This window comes from Actinocrinis sp. (assembly GCF_035938995.1).
Taxonomy (GTDB): domain Bacteria; phylum Actinomycetota; class Actinomycetes; order Streptomycetales; family Catenulisporaceae; genus DASZGI01.
Genome location: NZ_DASZGI010000146.1, coordinates 1 through 3,505 on the forward strand (window position 1 = coordinate 1; position 3,505 = coordinate 3,505).

At 69.1% G+C, this 3,505-nt stretch carries 4 protein-coding genes; 3 read left to right on the top strand and 1 reads right to left on the bottom strand.

What is annotated here, in order from left to right; all coding sequences use genetic code 11:
- From VGZ32_RS10145 to VGZ32_RS10155, 3 genes are all read left to right on the top strand, one after another.
- Window positions 1–798, top strand: a 798-nt coding sequence (locus tag VGZ32_RS10145; RefSeq protein ID WP_326885657.1) for a polysaccharide deacetylase family protein, incomplete at its 5' end; no start/stop codon positions are given.
- Between the two features lie 116 nt (window positions 799–914).
- Entirely contained in the window at window positions 915–1,856 is a 942-nt protein-coding gene (locus VGZ32_RS10150) for a helix-turn-helix transcriptional regulator (protein ID WP_326885658.1), read from the top strand.
- A gap of 168 nt (window positions 1,857–2,024) precedes the next feature.
- Entirely contained in the window at window positions 2,025–3,023 is a 999-nt protein-coding gene (locus VGZ32_RS10155; RefSeq protein ID WP_326885659.1) for an NADP-dependent oxidoreductase, read from the top strand.
- A gap of 61 nt (window positions 3,024–3,084) precedes the next feature.
- Here the strand turns inward: VGZ32_RS10155 and VGZ32_RS29045 are convergent, their stop codons facing one another.
- Window positions 3,085–3,255 carry a hypothetical protein gene (locus tag VGZ32_RS29045; RefSeq protein WP_414642527.1) on the bottom strand — a complete coding sequence of 57 codons (171 nt, stop codon included), beginning with the start codon at window positions 3,253–3,255 and terminating at the stop codon, window positions 3,085–3,087.
- Window positions 3,256–3,505: the final 250 nt, after the last annotated feature.

Below are 3,505 nucleotides of genomic sequence, written 5' to 3' on the forward strand. Positions count from 1 at the left end.
ACCCATCGCCTCGATTCGGACCCCGGCCTGATGGCCGCGTGGGAGGCCTGGGTCGAGGCCGGGCACCACCTGGGCAATCACACGCACCTGCACGCCCCGCTGCGGTGGATGTCGGGGGACCAGTACTGCGCGGACATCGACAAAGCCGAGGGGCTCATCGGCAACCTCATCGCGATGGCTCCCGAGCGCTACTTCCGGTACGCGATGGACATGGCCGGCGAGACCGAGAGCAAGCGCGGCCGGGTGGAGGACCATCTTCGGGCGTCCGGTTACCGGAACGCACCGATAACCGCGTGGTTCGGCGACTTCACATGGATCATCCCCTATTACCGCGCCGTGGTATCTAAGGACGAGGACGCCAAGCGGATGTTGCAGGAGACCTACGTCTCTTCTGCGGTCGGCCAGCTGGCAGCACACGCGCAGCTGGCCCGGCGGCTGTTCGGTCAGGACATCCCGCTGATCTGGCTGATCCACGGCACTGCCATCGCGACCGACACGCTCGGCACGATCCTGAATGCGTTCGTCGAGCGCGGTGTCGAGTTCGTTCCGTTGCAAGAGGCAATGTCCCATCCGGCACACTTCGCGATGCCGCCGTGCAACTCCGAGTTTCTCCGCAACCATCTTCAGCGGTACGCGATCGCGGCGGGCATCCCGGAGCCGCACCTGGACCCGGAGCTGTTCGGCCGGGTCATCACCGCCGCGCCGGTCGAGGGTTACGACACCGTCACGGTCTTCGAGCAGAGGATGCTCAGGCCGCTCGCGCAACGTGCCGGCGCGGCCTACGACTGGACATGGTGACACTCTGAGGGCGGGCTCTGGGAACCGCTCGTACAGGCGCCGGCGCTATCCTGGCGGCGAGACCCGGGCGAGTGAGGTCCGCAGTGTACGCACTTGACGCATACCGCTGCAGCGATGTGGCGGTGACCGATCGTGCCGAATGGTGGAGTGAACTCGTTTCCTCGATCCATAGCCGGATGGCGTTCCGGATGCGCGTCGGCTACCGGGGGTGCATCGAGCACCAGCACACCGAGGCCTACCAGCTGGTGCGGTGGTGGGGCGACGAGGAGTCCATCAAGCGCTCGGGCACTGACGTCCGGCGACATCCGCACGGGGCCTACGAGCTGCTGGCGCCGGTGACGGGCTCGATGGTAATCCGGCAGGCGGACACCGCCCTCAAGCTCGAACCCGGCGGCCTAGCGCTCGCCACCCTCGATGCGCCCATGGATATGTGGCACAGCGACAATTTCTCGTGTCTTGCCCTGGTGATCCCGCGGGCCCGCGTGGACGCCCGCATAGGCGGACTGCTGACCCGCACCGTCGGGCTGAACGCCGAGCACGGCATGGGGCGCATCGTGGTCGATCTGCTGGGAAGCTTGCGCAGCCAGGCGCGCACGATCGACGGTCTGGGCTTCGATGCCGTCGCCGACCGGGCTGTGGACCTGCTGTGCCTCGCCTGCGGAGGGGCGCTGCTGCCGCCGGTGTACGAGACCCAGGACGACCTCGCCGGCACGATCCGTTCCTTCGTGCGCGCGAATGCCCATGATGTCTCACTGACCGGCGCGGCGGTCGCAGCAGAGCTGGGCTGGTCGTTGCGCCAGATCCAGGCGCGGCTGCAGCGCATCGGGACGACGCCGTCGATGCTGATCCGGGAAGAACGGCTCGAGCTCGCCCGGCTGAGGCTCCAGCACCCCGGCTGGGACCACCGCACCGTCGCTAACATCGCCCGCTCGTCAGGGTTCAGCAACGCGAGCACGTTCAGCAACGCCTACCGCGAGCGTTTCGGCGAGCGGCCGACCGATACCCGCGAGCGCTGCCGCGCGCATCACGCCTCCCGATCGCTACCCGTGGGCCGCTGACCACGACCGGTGCGCGCGGAGAATGAGCTCTGCGCGTCAGGTCAAGTGCGCCCAGCCGGGCGGCTTAACCTCCGAAGGTCTAAACGTTACCTGGGATGTGGTCCCGCCGCGCGAGACGCACGTACGCGAGCGGCCCGGCCGTCGTGCGGTGCTCCCCGGGGAGTGGCGATGGTGACCGCCCGTGAGCTGGTGCTGTCGCGCCGGCCGCAGGGACGGATCGAGCCGGGGTGCTTTACGCTCGTCGAGCGGAAACTGCCAGCGCTCTCGCAGGGCCAGCTGCTTGTCCGGGCCGACTGTTTCAGCGTGGACCCGTCGATGATCCCCCGGCTCTCGGTGGACACCTACGCGGCGGCCTTCGACCTCGGAGCCGCGGTGGAGGCGAGGGCTGTCGGCCGAGTCGTGCAATCTCGCGCGGATGGGTGGTCGGAAGGCGACTGGGCGCTCTGCTGGGGAGGGTGGCGTGACTACGCCGTAGTGGACGCCAGTGAGGGGATCCGCATCCAGCCGCGTAGCGGTCTGCCGCCCCACACGTGGCTGCATGTCCTGGGCGTTCCGGGACTGACCGCCTACATCGGCCTGGTCGACGTCGCGCGGATGCAACCGGGCGACCGGGTCTGGGTATCGGCCGCAGCCGGTGCCGTCGGCTCGGTGGCGGCCCAGCTGGCGAAGGCCCGCGGTGCCTCGCTGGTGATCGGATCCGCCGGGGGCGCCGAGAAGGCGCGGTACCTCACCGGCACACTCGGGCTGGACGCCGCCGTCGACTACCGCGCCGGTCACCTCGCCGAGCAGCTGCGCGGCGCTGCGCCGGAGGGCATCGACATCTACTTCGACAACGTCGGCGGCGGCCACCTGGAGGCAGCGATCGACCTTCTGCGCACGGGCGGCCGGGCCGCTATCTGCGGGATGATCTCAGGCTACGGAAAGCCGCCCGGACCCGGGCCCGGCAACCTCACCCAGCTGATCATCAAGCGCCTTCGACTCGAGGGCTTCCTGGTCCTCGATCACCTGCACCGGCGGGCCGCATTCGAGGAGGCAGTACTCCCACTAGTCGAGGACGGGACACTGCATACCGACGTGACGATGTTCGATGACCTGCAAAGCGCACCGCAGGCCCTCCTCTCGCTGCTCGATGGCGCCAAGCTCGGCAAAGCGCTGGTCCGCCCGTGAGACGGGTCCGGACCAGGGCCACGGCGCGGGCCGCACCCCAGCGCCGCCGCCGGGCAGCGGCCTAGGCAGCGCCTAGCGCCGCGATGAGGGATACTCCGCCGGGCGCGATGGTCGCGGAGTAGCTGCCGCCCACCAGGCCGAGGGACCGGCCCGTCCAGACATCGGCCGCGCGTACCGGGTGCCTCAGCCCTAGTTGCGCGAGCTGGACACGGAAGGTCTGGGCCGCGGACATATTAGTGAAATACGGCTGCTTGGGCGCCGACGGAGTCGTGACCTACCCGCCGGGTACACCTGGACCGGGGTCGCACAACACGCGCGTGCACGCCGCGAGACCGGGCGGTGGCACGAGGCCGATCTGGCGGTGGCGCACTGAACGAAATCACTGAGCAGGGGCAGGTGGCCGACCGCTACATGAAGGCGATCGAGCAGCTCGGCTCCAAGGAACTCGACGCGCTCAGCGGCCGGTCCATTGCACCAGCAGC